Source organism: Pedobacter sp. 22226 (genome assembly GCF_052045455.1).
Lineage (GTDB): Bacteria > Bacteroidota > Bacteroidia > Sphingobacteriales > Sphingobacteriaceae > Pedobacter > Pedobacter jeongneungensis.
On sequence record NZ_JBQEPB010000001.1, the window covers coordinates 353660 to 370168 of the forward strand.

The window sequence follows — 16509 nt, forward strand, 5'->3', positions numbered from 1 at the left end:
TTCTATCAGGTTTATTTAACCTAAAACAGAGGATCTTGGGAGCAGGTTAGATTTATAAACTCCTCGCCCTCGCCTCGTTTCGTTTCGTGTCGCCACGAAACGAAACTTAGGTTTATGGTGTAAGGCTAAAGTATAGGGTAAATGAAAATGCCTGATAATTTTAAAGACTAAATGAATGGGGCATCGGTTTACGATAGCCCCGTTTTGTTTTATGCCAGACCTCGAAGGTTTTTAAAACCTGCTAGGTTTAGAAAGAGTACTTAACTTCTCCGCCTCGGTTCGTGTCGCCACGAACCGAAACTTAACTCCAAAGTAAATTCTAAAAACCATAAGTAATATAAAAATTCACAAAATAAAATTTGGCAGCTAATATTTTTTAATATATTTGTCGACTAAATCCATAGGATTTATATAATAATTATGAAAACTAATCAAAAATCACGCTTCTATTGTTGTTGCCATGCTAAAACAGTAATCGAATACTTTCGAACGGGCCGTTAATCCAACAATAAATAAAACAAACTATCAACTAAATCATGAACAAAAGTTTACTCTTTCTCTTTTCATTTTTGCTTTCGGCAGGCATTGCTTTTGCCCAGAGTCCAATAACAGGTATTATCAAAAAATCCAGCGGTGAGCCGGTACCCCGTGCAACCATTAAAGTTAGGGGCACCAATATTACCGTAAGCGCCGATGATAACGGTGCTTTCAAAATCGATGCAAAACAAGAACCGCCATTTTACCTTCAGGTAAGTTCGGTAGGTTACAAACCTCAGGATTTTCAGATTTTAAGGTATCAGGATACACCGATTGAACTGATTTTGGTAGAAAGTGCCCTTTTAGATGAAATTGTGGTAACCTCACGCCGCCGTTCAGAAGTTTTACAGGATGTGCCTATTCCGATTACCGTAATCGGTGGCCGTGCAGCAGAAAATGCCGGTGCTTTTAACGTTAACCGTTTAAAAGAATTGGTTCCTTCGGTGCAGTTATATGCCTCGAATGCCAGAAATACAACGCTTAACATCAGAGGATTAGGTTCAACCTTCGGTTTAACTAACGATGGTATCGATCCGGGTGTAGGTTTTTATGTAGATGGTGTGTACCATGCCCGTCCGGCTGCAACCTCAACCGATTTTCTTGATATCGAGCAGATCGAAATTCTTCGCGGTCCGCAAGGTACCTTATTTGGTAAAAACACCACTGCAGGTGCATTTAACATCACCACAAGTAAACCAACTTTAACGCCAAGTGCAAAAGTAGAGCTAAGCGCTGGAAATTATAATTTCATTCAGGCTAAAACCTCTGTTTCTGGTGCGCTTGCGAAAGATCTTGCTGCAAAAATTTCTATTTCGGGTACACAACGTGATGGTACCATCTGGAACACTAGGGAAGAACGTAAATACAGCGGACAAAATAACCTTGGTTTCAAAGGCCAGTTGTATTACACCCCTTCAGAAAAATTACAGGTATTATTAAGCGGTGATGTAAGCATTCAGCATCCGGCAGGTTATCCATTGGTAATTGCGGGTGTTGCTACTACAGAGAGAAGTGCATACCGCCAGTACGCTAAAATTGTTTCCGATTTAGGTTATCAGCAGCCTAAAATCGATCCTTTTTCAAGGGAAATCAATACCAATACGCCTTGGAGACATAATCAGTCTATCGGTGGTATATCATTAAACGTAGATTATAAAATTGGTAACGGAACACTTACCTCAACTACCGCCTGGAGATTCTGGAACTGGGACCCTACCAACGACAGGGATTTCTCAGAGTTAGCGGCTTTAACCAAATCGCAGGGTACTTCGCGCCACGATCAATACTCGCAGGAAATAAGATATGCAGGTAACATCACCGATAAATTAAGTGGTGTAGTCGGAGTGTATTTGTTAGGTCAGAATTTAAAAGGATTGGCCCAAACAGAAGAAGTAGGTAAAGATCAATGGAGATTTGTACAAACCAGCAACACAGGTAGCCAGGCTTTATATTCAACCCCTGGTTTACTGGATGGCTTCGGGATTAAAACCAACTCTACTATCAAATCGTTAAGTGCCGCTGTTTTTGCACAGGTAGATTGGGAAGTTTTAAAGAACCTGCACGTTTTACCTGGTTTAAGATATACTTATGATAAAAAAGATGTTGATTATGATCGGGTAACTTATGGTGGTTTGCAAACTAATGACGCAGCTTTATTAGCGCTCAAAGCAGCTGTATATGCTAATCAGCAGTTTACAACAAAGGTAGATAATAACAATTTATCAGGAAACTTTACCGTTTCATACCGTCCAACACACAACTTAAATGTTTACGGAACTTTCTCTACCGCTTACAAACCGGTTGGTGTTAACGTAGGTGGTTTGCCAACTACTTCAACCGGAGCAGCCGATTTATCGGTAGCTGTGGTTAAACCGGAATATGTTCAACATTACGAATTAGGTGCTAAAACAAAGCCGTTTAAAGGTGCTATTGTAAATCTTAGTTTATTCAATACCGATATCAAAGATTACCAAACCAATGTGCAGTCACCTCAATTAGGTGTAAACAGGGGGTATCTGGCTAATGCCGAAAAGGTTAGGGTAAAAGGACTGGAAATTGATGGAAGTTACCAGCTCGAAAAGTTCTTAACCTTAAATGCTGCTTTGGCTTATCTTGATGGGAAATATGTTAAATTTACCAATGCCCCACTTCCTTTAGAAGAAACCGGCCATACCGAACTGGTAAATGGCGTTGCCACACAGGTTGCATTTAAAGACGCTTCGGGCGGCAGGTTACCAGGCGTATCTAAATGGAACATTTCTGGTGGTACAGAGTTAAGCACAGCAGGCAACCTGGCTACTAAAGAAGGCAGGTATTTTATTGCTGGTGATGCCAGTTACCGTTCAGAATACTCTTCGAACCCTACACCATCCAGTGTTTTAAATGTCAAAGGTTACGCCTTATTCAATGCCAGGTTAGGTTTTAAATCGGATAAATTCTCATTATTTGTTTGGAGCAGAAACCTTGCAAATAAAAACTACTACGAGCAATTACAGGCTGCGGCAGGTAATTCTGGTTTATATGCAGGTGTGCTTGGCGATCCTCGAACTTATGGTGCTACAATCCGTTATACTTTCTAAAGTTGTAGATTAAAAAGTAAATCTTTTATCTCTTATATTTGGTTAAAAAGGAGTGGTGTAATGCCGCTCCTTTTTTTATTTATACAGGAAAAAACTTAAATTCCTCAAGTGACTAAGGTGGTCAATATTTTTAGAAAATGAGTGTGCTGATATTAATCGGGAGATGCAGCCCCGCTTTCCGTTTCAAGTCCTCGCTGCGCTGCGGGCTTTCCTCTGCAATCAGGTTTATTTAGCAAAGCTGGTGGTTCTTGGCAAGAAAAATATTTCGGTCATTTACCCGTAATAAATCCTGTAACAGCTTTGTGCAGAATAAAAATTTACAGAAAGCCGATAAAATCTTAACTTCGGTAAATTTTAAAATAATGAATAAGCTTAATTCGGTTTGTGTGTATTGTGGCTCAAACTTTAATGGCGATGTGCAGTTGCGCAATGCAATAAAACAGTTGGCAGAAACATTGGTAAAGCAACAAATTAAGTTGGTTTACGGTGGTGGCAGTGTAGGTGTAATGGGGGTTTTGGCCAACGACGTATTGGAATTAGGTGGTTTGGTTACCGGCATTATTCCGCAATTTTTAATGGATAAGGAAGTTGGGCATAAAGGGGTAACCGAAATGATCGTAACTGAAAATATGCACCAGAGAAAACAAAAAATGGCCGATTTAAGTGATGGATTTGTGATTCTGCCCGGCGGTTTTGGTACACTCGAAGAATTTTTTGAAGTGCTTACCTGGCTACAGCTCGGCCTGCACAATAAACCCATTGGTGTATTAAATGTAAATGGTTTTTACGATCCGCTTTTTGCCCAAATGGAAATGATGGTACAGAGCAGATTCTTAAAACCTGCCAACCGCGACCTCGTTTTTAACGAAGCAGATGCAGAAATTTTAATCGACAAGATGGACAATTTCTCAGCCATTCCTGATGAAGTTTGGTTTAAAGAAAGGAATTTGAGTTAATTATACTACCACTTTATGGTTAAATGGAAAGTTTAGATACGATCTATGATAATCGCCTATAAAACAATGATCTATTGACTATAAAACCATCAATCAAAATAAAAAATATAAACCCGCCATCCGCAAAATGCCTGGCGCTAAATACATACAACAATGCAAATCATTACCTCCCACGCAGAATTTGAACAATACCTTGGCAAGGAATTAGGCGTTTCTTCATGGCACACCATTACACAAGAACAGATCAATAAATTTGCCGACGCTACCTTAGACCATCAATGGATTCATGTTGACGAAGAACGGGCACAAAACGAAGGACCCTTTAAAGCAACTATTGCACACGGTTATTTAACCCTATCTTTAATTCCGTATTTATGGAAAGAAATAGTCGATATTCAGAATCTAAAAATGGAGATCAATTATGGGATCGAAAGTTTAAGATTTGCACAGGCGGTTACTGTAAACAGCAAGGTAAGATTAAAAGCTAAACTGGCTTCAATTATTAACCTGCGTGGCGTAACTAAGGTAAATATGGCTATAGAAATGGAAATTGAAGATCAAAAGAAACCTGCATTCAATGGCGAGGTAGTTTTCTTATACCACTTTATCAATTAGTTAATATGCTGTAGCGTATGGCTGATTTTTAGCGTTAATAATAAAAGTAATTATACTTATGAAAAAAATCAGCACATCGCTTAGTTTAATTTTAGCAGGTTTGTTTTTGTTCTCCTGTCAGGAAAGCAAAAAGCAGGATCTTGCTGCCGATTCATTTTTACCCATGCAGATCGGTAATTTGTGGTATATGAACAATATGTCTTATACCGAAATCAAGGATACCGTACGGATTAATAAAAAGCTTTTTTATAAATTCTATTCCCTGGTTGGAGGTGATGCCAGCAGCACATTTTACCTGCGCATAGATGAAAATAACAAACTCATCGAAAGTTATCCCGACGATCCTACCAAAACCTATATCCGCGCTGATTTTAATGCCAAAATAGGAGAGAAGTTTTTTACCACGGGCGAAAAGGATGAAAACGATAACCAGGTAACTGTTGTTCAGAAATCGGATAACGAAATGACTTTTTCTTTCGATCCGGTTTATCACCCCAACTTAAAAGGACATCCATCCGAAGTCAAATACATTAAAGGCAAAGGTTGGGCAGAAAAATATCAAAAAGTAAAGATTGACGGGGTAGTTTATCAAGATTAGTTCAGTGTTTGGCGTTCGGTGGTTAGCGTTAGCATTTTGCAATTAGTGGATCTTATACTTTAAACTTCTCAATGTGCTCTGTACTTTTTTCTTTGTGATCTCTGTGGCTATAAAGTAAAGCGATTATAAAAACTTATCGATCTTTGCGGGCCTTTCTTTGCGCGCTTTGCTGTTACCTATCCGCGTAGACCAGAAACCGATTTGGTCAATGCTGTTTTTCTAAAATTAAATTTAAATTGCCTCCATGAATATCGAATTCAACAAAAACGAGGATGTGAACAAACAGTTGGTTTACGAACTGAAAACCAAACTCAAAAAAATATACCTCGGTGGAGGCGAAAAAAATGCCGCCAAGCAAAAAGAAAAAGGAAAACTTTTGGCCCGCGAGCGTATTGCTTATTTAATCGATAAAGATTCTGACTTTTTAGAAGTCGGAGCCTTCACTGCCGATGGCATGTATAAAGAACAGGGCGGATGTCCGTCTGCAGGTGTAGTATGCGGAATCGGGTATGTAAGTGGCAGGCAATGTATGATTGTGGCCAACGATGCTACCGTTAAAGCCGGTGCCTGGTTCCCGATGACGGCAAAGAAAAATCTCCGCGCACAGGAAATTGCCATGGAAAACCGTTTACCCGTAATTTATTTGGTAGATAGTGCAGGGGTATATTTACCAATGCAGGATGAAATTTTTCCTGATAAAGAACATTTTGGACGGATGTTTCGTAACAACGCCATCATGTCGTCAGAAGGTATTGTGCAGATTTCGGCCATTATGGGGGCATGTGTGGCTGGTGGTGCTTATTTGCCGATTATGAGCGACGAAGCCATGATTGTCGATAAAACCGGTTCCGTATTTTTAGCAGGTTCTTATCTCGTAAAATCAGCCATTGGCGAAGAAGTTGATAACGAAACCCTGGGCGGGGCAACCACACATTGCGAAATATCGGGTGTTACCGATTATAAACACCCTAACGATCAGGCCTGTTTAGATAGCATCAGAAATATCATGAGCATGCTGGGTGCGCCGGAAAATGCGGGTTTCGATCGCATTGCCGCTGTTAAACCAAAGGAAAAAGAAGAAGAACTGTATGGTATTTTTCCCGAAAACAGGGATAAACCTTACGAAATGATGGATGTGATCAACCGTTTGGTTGATGGATCTGAGTTCGAAGAATATAAGCAGGGCTATGGGCAAAGTATTATCTGCGGTTTGGGCCGGATTGATGGCTGGGCGGTTGGCATTGTAGCTAACCAACGTAAAGTGGTCAAATCGAAAAAAGGAGAGATGCAGTTCGGTGGCGTAATTTATTCTGATAGTGCTGATAAAGCCTCACGTTTTATTATGAACTGCAATCAAAAGAAAATTCCGTTAGTATTTTTACAGGATGTTACCGGTTTTATGGTCGGCAGCCGTTCAGAGCATGGAGGCATTATAAAAGATGGTGCAAAAATGGTAAATGCAGTGGCTAATTCTGTAGTGCCAAAATTCACCATTGTTTTGGGTAATTCTTACGGTGCCGGTAATTATGCCATGTGCGGTAAGGCTTACGATCCACGGTTAATTTATGCCTGGCCAACAGCAAAAATTGCCGTAATGGGTGGATCGCAGGCAGCAAAAACATTATTGCAAATTCAACAAGCTTCTTTAAAAGCAACAGGAGAGGTGATTACTCCAGAAAAAGAAGCTGAGTTATTAAAAGAAATTACCGATAAGTACAATAGCCAAACCACCCCATATTATGCGGCATCAAGACTTTGGGTAGATGGGATCATCGATCCGTTAGAAACCAGGAAGGTAATTTCGATGGGAATTGAAGCGGCTAATCAATCGCCGATTACCAGGAAGTTTAATTTGGGCGTAATACAAACTTAGTACTTTCAGATGTTATCATCTGACAGTATAGGGATATTTTTTAGGAAAAATAATTTGTTAACTTTGGCATAAGCTTTTAATGAGAGGTATTAAAAATGAATTACAAAATATCATTTTCAGAGATGGATCAGTTGGGACAACAAGCCAACTTAAAAAAGTGCAAAATTTCCTTAGAGCAAATGAGAAGACAAGCATCGGATCTAAAAAACAAAAGTATCTCAAAGGTGAAGAAGCGCTCTATTTAATAGAATTTGCCACAAACTAGAACTTATTCTATCCTGAAGAAATCAATCAAAATAAATTTATCAGTGCAGGTGCTGAACAAAGGGTTTATTATCATGATGATTTTCATGTGATTAAGGTTAATGATGCGATTTTTTATGAGTATTGGATAGATTATTTCAATAGTCTTCTCATTCACAATTATTTTTTTCGAGCAACTGCCTACGAATTTTAGATTTTAAATTTATTGATGACATTCTTCATGCCGTTGTCAAACAAGAATTTATTATATCTACAGAAATTACAGACCTGAGCATCGTAAAGCAATTTTTAGCTTTTAATAATTTCACTAATAATCGGAATAATGATTACATTAATAGTAATTTAGGGGTTATTTTTGAAGATTTGCATGATGAAAATGTGATCTCAAAAAATGGAATTTTATATTTTATCGATACAATCTTTTATTAACTAAACATTTTTATCAGGAGAATACTTCATCTTAAGATGCCGTCAATTGTTTCTGTTTTTTTATTACCTGAGTTTAGTGCCATGCGCCAAACGCAATCCGCTTAGCGCTTTGCACCGTGCTCCCTGCTCTATGCTGTTAATAAGTAAACTATGTTGACAATGTACGCTTGTTAACAATTGTTTAAAGCATTAAATTTGCGCTACGATTAATGAATTTCAAACACACAATATAATGTCACAAGAAAACGAGCACGTTCAGTGTTTAATTATAGGTTCTGGTCCGGCAGGTTATACTGCTGCAATTTATGCAGCCAGGGCTGATTTAAAACCAATTATGTACACTGGTATGCAGGCCGGTGGACAGCTTACGCAAACTACCGATGTAGAAAACTTTCCGGGTTACCCACAAGGTATTATGGGACCAGAAATGATGGAAGATTTCCGCAAACAGGCAGAGCGTTTTGGCACCGATATCCGTTTTGGTTACGTAAGTTCGGTTGATTTCTCTTCAACTCCGCACAAGGTAGTGGTTGATGAAATTAAAACCATTACTGCCGATACTGTAATTATTGCTACCGGTGCAACCGCTAAATGGCTGGGTTTACCAAGCGAGCAGCAATACAATGGTTTTGGTGTTTCGGCATGTGCCGTTTGTGATGGTTTCTTCTTTAAAGGACAGGATGTAGCCATCGTTGGTGCTGGTGATACCGCTGCCGAAGAAGCAACTTATTTGGCTAAACTTTGTAAAACCGTGCATTTATTGGTACGCAGGGATGAGTTTAGGGCGTCAAAAGCAATGGTGAGCCGCGTACTGGCTACTCCGAACATTATGGTGCACTACAATACCGAAACCCAGGAAATCTTAGGTAATGGTAAAAATGTAACTGCAGTAAAAGTTTTAAATAATAAAACAGGAGTGGAGTCTGATATCGCGGTTGAAGGTTTCTTCGTTGCGATTGGTCACAAACCCAACACTGATATCTTTAAAGGTCAGCTGGATATGGATGAAACCGGTTATTTAACCACCAAACCAGGTTCTACTTTAACCAATATCGAAGGCGTTTTTGCCTGTGGCGATGTGCAGGATATGTACTATCGTCAGGCGGTTACTGCTGCAGGTTCTGGTTGTATGGCCGCGCTAGATGCCGAAAGGTACCTGGCTGCTAAAGAACATCCGGTAGAAGCATAAAAATAATTTTAAAATATTTTAAAAGAGAGAAATCAGCAACGGTTTCTCTTTTTTTGTATAAAATCGTCATCTCGAGCGGAGTGCAACGCAGTCGAGAGATCTACCAAGACAGATCTTATTTTACAAAACTTCCTGTTTTCTCACTTTTCTGGAAAGCAGTTACAGTGGTGCTTTTTATTGTTCGTCCTGCTTTTCATTACAAGTCCGCACTCGTACCTCGCTTGCGGGCTTTTCATTTCAATCAGGTTTATATATAAGTTTTTGTGCTGCTGTTCAAGTGATTATAGCACGGGTGTCTACAATTTATTTTGCACTATGCAACCCCAAATTGTTCACTGGTACTGCTTCCCAAACCCGACAGTAGTGGCAGTTCCCGATTTTTCATCGGGACTATAGCGGATGGCGGGACTATCGCAACCCAAACGCTGCTGTACCTGATTTTCAAAAAAAAAAGTCGTCATCTTGACTGAAACGCAGTGGAATGGAGAGATCTACTCGCAAGAAACTTCACAATATAAATTTAGCTTCCCTGAGCCTTCGGGTTCTCGGCTGCGTTGCACCCGATAGCTATCGGGTTCGCTCGAAATGACAACCTCTTAAGATTAAGATTTATAGGCCTTACATAGTTCAGTCAAACGGTTGATTAGAATTGTAACAAAAATGTGGGATTTGGAATCTGCCCATAATCTCTATCTTGGTTTAATTAATCAGATAAATCTATTTAAACCACAAAGTAAACATGAACAAAGCATTATCGATTTTTATTGGAGTATTAATCAGTACGAGTGCATTTGCGCAGAGCGATCCCAATCTGGGAATCATACCTGCACCCGTAGCCATTACAAGGGCGAACGGAAATTTCATTTTGGATAAAACAACGGTTTTGGTAAATCAGAGCATCGACGGCGCAAAAATGACTGATTTACTGAACGCTTTTATCGTAACCAAAGCTGGCTTTGCCTTAAGGGAAACTAAAACCCCGCAGGCTAACCAAAAAGCAATTGTATTAACATCTGTTGGAGCAGATAAATTGCCTGCCGAAGGTTATACCATTAAAGTTACGCCTACACAAATTGTTTTAACAGGAAAAGGACCAGGACTTTTTTACGCGGTGCAATCGGCCATGCAGATGATGCCCGATAAAGTTGCCGATAAAATTACCATTCCAGCAGTTAACATTAACGATTATCCGCGTTTTAGCTACCGTGGAACCATGCTTGATGTTTGCCGTCATTTCTTCCCGGTTTCTTTTATTAAAAAATACATCGATCAGCTGGCTTATTACAAAATCAATACCTTTCACTGGCATTTAAGTGATGATCAGGGATGGAGATTGGAGATTAAAAAATATCCTAAATTAACCGAAATAGGTTCATCACGTAATGGTAGTATTATTGGCAATTACCCTGGAAACGGCAATTACCTTACTCCGGTTAAAGGTTTTTACACCCAGGATGAAGCCAAAGAAGTTGTAAAGTATGCGGCTGAGAAATACATTACCGTAATTCCGGAGATTGAATTGCCTGGTCATGCTTCTGCTGCCATTGCTGCTTATCCTGAATTGAGCTGTTTCCCGGATCGTGATACTTTTGTAAGCGATAAAACACCATGGGCTGGCAGCAAAAAAGGCAAACAGGTACAACAAACCTGGGGTGTTTTTGATGATATTTTTGTGCCATCAACCAATACTTTTACCTTTTTAGAAAATGTTCTGGATGAAGTAATCGCAATTTTCCCGTCAAAATATATCCACATTGGTGGCGATGAAGCCCCAAAAACTTATTGGAAAGAATCTACTTTCTGCCAGAACCTGATGAAGGAAAAAGGCCTGAAAGATGAACATGAATTACAAAGTTATTTTATCCAGACGATTGAAAAACATGTAAATGGCAAAGGACGTTCGATTATTGGCTGGGACGAGATTTTAGAAGGTGGTTTGGCTCCAAATGCAACGGTAATGAGCTGGAGGGGAGAAGATGGTGGTATTGCGGCTGCACAGCAAAAACACGATGTAATTATGACTCCGGGATCAATGGGTTTGTATATTGATCATAAACAATCTAACTCTCCTGATGAGCCCGTAACCATTGGTGGATTTGCGCCTTATCAAAAAATCTATGCTTACGATCCGATTCCGAAAGTACTTGCTGCTGATGAACGCAAATACATTAAAGGGGTGCAGGCCAATATGTGGACAGAATACATTAAAACCACCGCTAAAGTTGAAAATCATGCTTTTCCACGCTTATTAGCGCTATCTGAAATTGCCTGGTCGCCGGTTGAACGTAAAGATTTAAAGAATTTTTCGGAGCAACGTTTGCCGGTACATTTGGCGCGTTTAGATAAAGCGGGAATTAATTTCTGGGTGCCTACACCAATCGGTCAGAGCGATAAACCTTTAACTGGTGGCGATTTCACCATTGATTTGAAAGCACCCGTAACAGGAGCGAAAATTTATTATACCATTGATTTGGCACGTCCGTCAGAAAATGCATTTTTATATACCGGTCCAGTTAAAATCACTGTTCCACAGGGAGAAAAAAGGGTGTTAAAAACCATCGTAATTGCACCAAGCGGCAGAAGAAGTGTAGTTACCGAAACCGTTTTAAACAATGGCGCACCTGAAGCTAAAACCGAAGCAAAGAAATAAATTATTGCTTTGATAAGCTAAAATAATTAATTTGGGGCAACCAAAAATGAACCCAAATAGAATGAAACTACAGAAATATACATTACAGCACCTTTTGTTAATAACAGGGGTGCTGTTTTGTTTTGCATGCACCGAAGAAAAACCTAAAGAAACCAAAACAGAAACGGTTAAAGTAGAAAAAAATCCCTTCCGGTTTTATAAGGATATAGAAGTAAAACCCGGATTGAATTTTGAAATCCTTAGCTGGGGAAAAGGTGTGGATTCTATTGGTGGCTATCAGATTTTAATGTCTGATTCGATCCGCAATAATTACAGATCGGCTGCGGTAGACCGCAAAGGAATTATTACCGATGCCTGGAACATGGACCTGGATAATGATGGTAACCCTGAACTCTACATCCAGCTGTTAAGCAAAAAAAATGTTTTAGATTTAAATGTATTTGAATATGCAGGCGGAGATTTTAATAAAATCAGTTTTCCCTCTTTAAGTACAAACCAGAAAAAAGGCTATACCGGCAACGATAAATTTTTTATCAAAAACGGTGATTTATTCCGCTCTTTTCCTGTAAAAGATGCAGCAGATAGCACTAAAACGATTAACAGAACGCTGCAATATAAATTAAGCGGCAATAGTTTTTCTACGAGTGAAGTGAAGTAGGGATTCCTTGGAAATCGTCATTTCGAGGGGAGTGCAACGAAGTCGAGAACCCGAAGGCTCAGCGAAGCTAAATCTATTGTAGATCTCTCCCGAAAGTTCGGGACTACGCTCAATAAAGAATTTAAAATAAATAATATCGTCATTTCGACTGAAGCTCACCGATTTTTCATCGGTAGCGTAATGGAGAAATCTTTTAAATTTGATTTAAATAGCTTGTACAAAGATCTCTCCACTTCGCTTTGCTCCGGTCGAGATGACGACTATTTGGGCTCTGTGTTATTCTGAGCGTAGTCGAAGCTCTTTATAGTTTAAATTTAAAACAATGAACAACCAGAAATTTTCAATTATCGATCGTATAAAGAGCTTTAAATATGCATTTAATGGTTTAAAACTCTTTTTTATGACTGAACATAATGGTCGTGTTCATTTATTTGCTGCAATAGTTGCCATTGGACTTTCTTTTTACCTGAAAATTTCAGGTTTAGAATGGATTGCAATTTTATCGGTTATTTCTGCGGTTTTTGTGGCTGAAATCCTTAATTCAGCTATCGAAAAACTGGCGGATGTGGTTTCTCCGGATTATCATCCAAAAATTAAAATAGTAAAAAACTTAGCTGCCGCTGCGGTTTTGGTTGCGGCATTTTTAGCGGTAGCGGTTGGGGCGATTGTATTTATCCCGAAACTATTTTTGTAATTCAGCCATTGCTGCTCTTGATTCCTCAATTTTATCCTGAATAATATCATCCCAGCGCCCCTGCATTTTATGATTGCTGCCGTGTTCGGTTTCCTCATCATAATTTCGCTGCATGGTGTCAAAAAAACTGCTGATCTGGTTAGCGAGTTCCGAAATTTGTGCTTTGTAATTGCTGACAGAATAATTCCGGTTTTTTAACACCCTCTCGGCTTCTAAAAGCAAAACATACTGGATATTGGCATGTCCTTGTTCATGGTGTAAAAGACTTGCCCTGATTTCCGGATCTTTAATTTTATCCCACTTTACCCACGACCGCGTTTTGTCAATACTTACATCGTTTTTAAGCTTAATTACCACACGATTACGGTAAACTGTACTTTCGTAACTGTACTTCCAGGTCATGGCCGTTAAAGCAAAAAATGGCGAGTTCATATCTGCTTTTCCCTTAAAATGGGTTTCCCAATCCAGTTGTACCGGTTGGCTTAAATCCTGTTTAAACGCGAAAGTGCAGGGCAAGGCCAGCAAAAATAATAAGGGTATAATCAGTCTCTTCATGTGTTGATTTTTACAATGAAAAAACCGTGCCTAAAATTATTCCGGGGTGGAAATCTGTCCGCTGATGCGCTCAAATTTCTCGATCAATAAGGCAATCCGTTCTTTTTCCCTGCGCATTACTGCTTTGCGTAAAATGGTTGAGCAAAATAATATCCACATTGCGGTTAAGCCCACAGCCAGCACTTTTTGTACGGTATTAAAATGAGCCAATATTTCTACGAAATAAAAAATGATGCCTAATGAAAGCGCAATCATGTAAAACCAGTACAATGAATTGTATAACTTATAACGGTTTAACTGATAGGTTTTTAGGTTGTTTAAGTATTCGTGTGGATGCGCAGTAAAATCAGTTTTCGAAATTAACCGGTAATCGCGGTAAAGAATTAAAGTATATACCCCAATGGCAATAATGGTAATGCTGATGCCCACATGCGTGGTCCACGATTCGAAGTGGAAAAATATCCATAACGCTGCAATGGCAATAAAAGATGCCAGCATCCCTAAAATGTTCAAAGCCGATTTTAGCTTTAATCCATTTACTTCTTTCTTCGCTTGCTGTAGCATTTCATCGGCAGAAACTTTAACTTCTACCTCGTGCTTTTGCCACAACTCCTGTAATTGATCAAACGCTTGCATACTGGCTATATAATTCTGTTAATTTTTGTTTAATTCGGTGAATTTTTACCCTTAAATTGCCTTCACTTATCCCAGAGATATCGGCAATTTCGTGGTATGGCAACTCATCAAGCACCATGGTAATAATCAAACGGTCGTTTTCTTCAAGCTTCGATATACATTTATAAAGCAGGGCAACCTGTTCATTTTTTTCTGAAAACTCTTCTACTTTATTTTCGATAATGTTATCGGTCAATTCATCTTTAGCCTGCCTCTTTTCCGACCTCAGATACGTTAAACACGTGTTTACGGCAATTCTGTAAATCCATGTAGAAATTAAAGATTTGTTTCTGAATTTATCCAGATTTTGCCAAACCTTTAAAAACGTTTCCTGTAAAAGATCATTTGCAGCGTCGGTATCGCCAGTATAACCATAACATAAATGGAATATCTTTTTGGAATTTGAATCGAAGATCTCTTTAAATAACTTGTCTTTTTGTTCCATTTAGGGGTTTATAGTTGCGTTTTAGATGATGATGTACACTTTTTGTTACACCCAAGGCCCAAAAATAATATATTTTTTGATGTGATTTGGTTAAAAATTTTTAACCGTGGATGCCCGCAGATAAACAGGGATTTTCACATCTGTGTGCATTCTTTTTACCTGTGGTTAAATTATTTTCTTTTGCCAAAAGGGCTTAACTCAGCTCTATTGAGATATTTTTTAAGGTCAGCCCATATCAAAATTTGTTACACGGCGTAAATATCGTAGTTTTACCAAATTAAGAGTACCACAAACTTTTTATATTCATGAAGAAAAACAAACTCACGCTTTTTATTTTTATAGCGCTGATTGCGGGTATTGCACTGGGCTACATTTTAAATGTAAACTCGATCGATGTTTATAACCAGAACATACTCAATGCTGATGCAAAAGTTAAAAGTATAGAGGTAAGCATTGCTAAATCAACCGATACCACAAGCATTGCTTACACGCAGTTAAAGGCCGAAAAAAAGGCTAACTCCAAAATCAAAAAAGAGAACGAAGACATCAGGGAGAAAAAGTTAGAATATTTTACACTGTTGAGCGATATTTTTCTCCGCCTGATTAAAATGATTGTTGCTCCCCTGGTATTTACTACGCTGGTGGTTGGTGTAGCAAAAGTTGGTGATATTAAAGCGGTGGGCCGTATTGGTGGTAAAACATTGGGTTGGTTTCTGGCCATGTCGTTAATGTCGCTGGTATTGGGGATGATCCTGGTGAACCTGTTCGAGCCGGGCAGACATATGAAACTATCTTTGCCCGATCATTTAGTGAATACAGGTATCCAGAAAGCCGCCATGAGCGTAAAAGATTTTATTGCCCATGTTTTTCCGAAAAGTATAGCCGAATCGATGGCAAATAATGAAATTCTACAGATTGTGGTATTTTCGTTGTTTTTTGGTGTGGCAACAGCCGCCATTGGCGATTTGGGTCAGGTAGTAATCAAAGCCTTTGATGCCATTGCCCATGTTATCTTAAAAATGACCGGTTATGTGATGAATTTTGCGCCATTAGCTGTTTTTGGAGCCATGACAGCGATCATTGCCAAGCAAGGACTTAACGTTTTGAATACTTATGCCATATTTATCGGCGAGTTTTACCTCGGACTGGGTATTTTATGGTGTGTATTGATCTTTTTAGGCTTTCTTGTCTTGAAAAAACGCATTTTCCGTTTGGTAAACGATATGAAAGAACCAGCCATTCTGGCTTTCAGTACTGCAAGTAGCGAAGCTGCCTATCCAAAAACGATGATGCTATTAGAGCGTTTTGGCTGTAAAGATAAAATTGTAAGCTTCGTGCTTCCATTGGGTTATTCGTTTAACCTTGACGGTTCGATGATGTACATGACTTTTGCTTCCTTGTTTATTGCACAGGCTTATGGTATTCATTTGGGCTTTGAGCAGCAAATTTCGATGTTGTTGATTCTGATGTTAACCAGTAAAGGGATTGCCGGTGTACCTAGAGCATCGTTGGTGGTAATTGCCGGAACAATTGCAAGTTTTAACATTCCTGAAGCAGGTTTAGCATTACTGATCGGTATCGATCCGCTGTTGGATATGGGCCGTTCCGCAACCAATGTAGTGGGAAACAGTATCGCTACCGCAGTGGTAAGTAAATGGGAAGGGGAGCTTAAAGAGTCCGAAGTCTAGAGTCTTCAGTCCGGAGTCGTATTTAACATTCAATCATTCAAAATTCATTCATTCAACCATTCTCTAATTCAGTCATTCTCTCATTCAATAATTCTCTCATTCAA

Annotated in this window: 14 protein-coding genes and 1 pseudogene; 12 read left to right on the plus strand and 3 right to left on the minus strand. The window is 39.1% G+C overall.

Annotation, left to right across the window (positions count from 1 at the left end; all coding sequences use genetic code 11):
* Positions 1 to 536 precede the first annotated feature (536 nt).
* The 11 genes and pseudogenes from ACTJKC_RS01545 (at position 537) to ACTJKC_RS01595 (ending at position 13042) form a co-directional block, all read left to right on the plus strand.
* Entirely contained in the window at positions 537 to 3116 is a 2580-nt protein-coding gene (locus ACTJKC_RS01545; protein ID WP_440789639.1) for a TonB-dependent receptor, read from the plus strand.
* A gap of 362 nt (positions 3117 to 3478) precedes the next feature.
* Positions 3479 to 4072, plus strand: coding sequence for a TIGR00730 family Rossman fold protein (locus ACTJKC_RS01550; RefSeq protein ID WP_440789641.1), 594 nt, complete (start codon positions 3479 to 3481; stop codon positions 4070 to 4072).
* 153 nt (positions 4073 to 4225) lie between these two features.
* Positions 4226 to 4687, plus strand: coding sequence for a MaoC/PaaZ C-terminal domain-containing protein (locus ACTJKC_RS01555; protein ID WP_147229518.1), 462 nt, complete (start codon positions 4226 to 4228; stop codon positions 4685 to 4687).
* Positions 4688 to 4745: 58 nt separating this feature from the next.
* Positions 4746 to 5285, plus strand: coding sequence for a hypothetical protein (locus tag ACTJKC_RS01560; protein ID WP_440789643.1), 540 nt, complete (start codon positions 4746 to 4748; stop codon positions 5283 to 5285).
* A 244-nt stretch (positions 5286 to 5529) separates the two neighbouring features.
* On the plus strand, positions 5530 to 7158 hold the full coding sequence (locus tag ACTJKC_RS01565) for an acyl-CoA carboxylase subunit beta (protein ID WP_440789645.1): 1629 nt from the start codon (positions 5530 to 5532) through the stop codon (positions 7156 to 7158).
* A 79-nt stretch (positions 7159 to 7237) separates the two neighbouring features.
* Positions 7238 to 7423 carry a hypothetical protein gene (locus tag ACTJKC_RS01570; RefSeq protein WP_440789647.1) on the plus strand — a complete coding sequence of 62 codons (186 nt, stop codon included), beginning with the start codon at positions 7238 to 7240 and terminating at the stop codon, positions 7421 to 7423.
* A 12-nt stretch (positions 7424 to 7435) separates the two neighbouring features.
* Positions 7436 to 7851: pseudogene (locus tag ACTJKC_RS01575) on the plus strand (hypothetical protein); the annotation flags it as partial.
* Positions 7852 to 8083: 232 nt separating this feature from the next.
* Positions 8084 to 9040 (plus strand): thioredoxin-disulfide reductase, encoded by a 957-nt coding sequence (gene trxB, locus ACTJKC_RS01580; protein WP_440789649.1) that lies wholly within the window; start codon positions 8084 to 8086, stop codon positions 9038 to 9040.
* A 739-nt stretch (positions 9041 to 9779) separates the two neighbouring features.
* Positions 9780 to 11690: a beta-N-acetylhexosaminidase gene (locus ACTJKC_RS01585; RefSeq protein WP_440789651.1), complete on the plus strand. Its 1911-nt coding sequence runs from the start codon at positions 9780 to 9782 to the stop codon at positions 11688 to 11690.
* A 61-nt stretch (positions 11691 to 11751) separates the two neighbouring features.
* Complete coding sequence (locus tag ACTJKC_RS01590; RefSeq protein WP_440789652.1) at positions 11752 to 12348, plus strand: hypothetical protein; 597 nt, start codon at positions 11752 to 11754, stop codon at positions 12346 to 12348.
* 322 nt (positions 12349 to 12670) lie between these two features.
* On the plus strand, positions 12671 to 13042 hold the full coding sequence (locus tag ACTJKC_RS01595) for a diacylglycerol kinase family protein (protein WP_440789654.1): 372 nt from the start codon (positions 12671 to 12673) through the stop codon (positions 13040 to 13042).
* Here the strand turns inward: ACTJKC_RS01595 and ACTJKC_RS01600 are convergent.
* Genes ACTJKC_RS01600 through ACTJKC_RS01610 form a run of 3 tightly spaced genes read right to left on the minus strand, consistent with a single transcriptional unit; the run spans position 13031 to position 14717 of the window.
* A complete protein-coding gene (locus ACTJKC_RS01600) occupies positions 13031 to 13597 on the minus strand; it encodes a DUF922 domain-containing protein (protein WP_344851290.1) in 567 nt (188 codons plus the stop codon). The genes ACTJKC_RS01595 and ACTJKC_RS01600 overlap by 12 nt on opposite strands.
* A gap of 36 nt (positions 13598 to 13633) precedes the next feature.
* A complete protein-coding gene (locus ACTJKC_RS01605) occupies positions 13634 to 14233 on the minus strand; it encodes a hypothetical protein (protein WP_440789656.1) in 600 nt (199 codons plus the stop codon).
* Positions 14220 to 14717, minus strand: coding sequence for an RNA polymerase sigma factor (locus ACTJKC_RS01610; protein WP_086546642.1), 498 nt, complete (start codon positions 14715 to 14717; stop codon positions 14220 to 14222). Before ACTJKC_RS01610 ends, ACTJKC_RS01605 begins: the two co-directional genes overlap by 14 nt.
* Positions 14718 to 15022: 305 nt before the next feature.
* Here ACTJKC_RS01610 and ACTJKC_RS01615 point away from each other — a divergent pair, with 305 nt between their 5' ends.
* Complete coding sequence (locus ACTJKC_RS01615) at positions 15023 to 16405, plus strand: dicarboxylate/amino acid:cation symporter (RefSeq protein ID WP_440789659.1); 1383 nt, start codon at positions 15023 to 15025, stop codon at positions 16403 to 16405.
* Positions 16406 to 16509: the final 104 nt, after the last annotated feature.

Coding starts and splice junctions, on each gene's coding strand:
- ACTJKC_RS01560 (WP_440789643.1), top strand. CDS start 4,746: ATGAAAAAAATCAGCACATCGCTTAGTTTAATTTTAGCAGGTTTGTTT.
- ACTJKC_RS01550 (WP_440789641.1), top strand. CDS start 3,479: ATGAATAAGCTTAATTCGGTTTGTGTGTATTGTGGCTCAAACTTTAAT.
- ACTJKC_RS01585 (WP_440789651.1), top strand. CDS start 9,780: ATGAACAAAGCATTATCGATTTTTATTGGAGTATTAATCAGTACGAGT.
- ACTJKC_RS01555 (WP_147229518.1), top strand. CDS start 4,226: ATGCAAATCATTACCTCCCACGCAGAATTTGAACAATACCTTGGCAAG.
- ACTJKC_RS01600 (WP_344851290.1), bottom strand. CDS start 13,597: ATGAAGAGACTGATTATACCCTTATTATTTTTGCTGGCCTTGCCCTGC.
- ACTJKC_RS01605 (WP_440789656.1), bottom strand. CDS start 14,233: ATGCAAGCGTTTGATCAATTACAGGAGTTGTGGCAAAAGCACGAGGTA.
- ACTJKC_RS01545 (WP_440789639.1), top strand. CDS start 537: ATGAACAAAAGTTTACTCTTTCTCTTTTCATTTTTGCTTTCGGCAGGC.
- ACTJKC_RS01570 (WP_440789647.1), top strand. CDS start 7,238: ATGAGAGGTATTAAAAATGAATTACAAAATATCATTTTCAGAGATGGA.
- ACTJKC_RS01595 (WP_440789654.1), top strand. CDS start 12,671: ATGAACAACCAGAAATTTTCAATTATCGATCGTATAAAGAGCTTTAAA.
- ACTJKC_RS01565 (WP_440789645.1), top strand. CDS start 5,530: ATGAATATCGAATTCAACAAAAACGAGGATGTGAACAAACAGTTGGTT.
- ACTJKC_RS01590 (WP_440789652.1), top strand. CDS start 11,752: ATGAAACTACAGAAATATACATTACAGCACCTTTTGTTAATAACAGGG.
- ACTJKC_RS01615 (WP_440789659.1), top strand. CDS start 15,023: ATGAAGAAAAACAAACTCACGCTTTTTATTTTTATAGCGCTGATTGCG.
- trxB (WP_440789649.1), top strand. CDS start 8,084: ATGTCACAAGAAAACGAGCACGTTCAGTGTTTAATTATAGGTTCTGGT.
- ACTJKC_RS01610 (WP_086546642.1), bottom strand. CDS start 14,717: ATGGAACAAAAAGACAAGTTATTTAAAGAGATCTTCGATTCAAATTCC.